The sequence below is a fragment of the Streptomyces neyagawaensis genome, assembly GCF_023516595.1.
Classification (GTDB): Bacteria; Actinomycetota; Actinomycetes; order Streptomycetales; family Streptomycetaceae; genus Streptomyces; species Streptomyces neyagawaensis.
This window is the reverse complement of sequence record NZ_JAMGBG010000134.1, coordinates 1-374: the sequence shown is the minus strand read 5'-3', so window position 1 is coordinate 374 and position 374 is coordinate 1. Positions and strand designations below refer to the sequence as shown.

The following is a 374-nucleotide window of genomic DNA, read 5'->3' as shown; positions in this document are numbered from 1 at the left end:
CGGCGCGGCCTTGGTCAGCAGGCGTCCCATCGCGGCGAGCACCGACGGCTCGACCCGGTAGTACACCCAGGTGCCGCGCCGCTCGGAGGTGAGCAGGCCGGCCTCCTTGAGCTTCTTCAGGTGGTGGGAGACGGTCGGCTGGGAGACGCCCACGTCGGAGATGTCGCACACGCACGCCTCGCCGCCCTCGTGGGAGGCCACCGCGGAGAACAGCCGCAGGCGCACCGGGTCGCCGAGGGCCTTGAACATCCGCGCGGCCGTCTCGGCCTCCTCCGCGGTGAACGGGCGCTCGGTGAGCGGCGGGCAGCACGGCACTACAGCCTCGCCGGGAGCGGGTTCCAGCAACGGCAGCACCTTGGTGTTCGACATGCATC

Annotated in this window: 1 protein-coding gene; it reads right to left on the bottom strand. The window is 71.9% G+C overall.

Annotation, left to right across the window (positions count from 1 at the left end):
- Positions 1-369: ArsR/SmtB family transcription factor (locus tag M8J73_RS36900; protein WP_249829599.1), on the bottom strand; the 369-nt coding region annotated here is incomplete at its 3' end.
- Between the last annotated feature and the right edge of the window lie 5 nt (positions 370-374).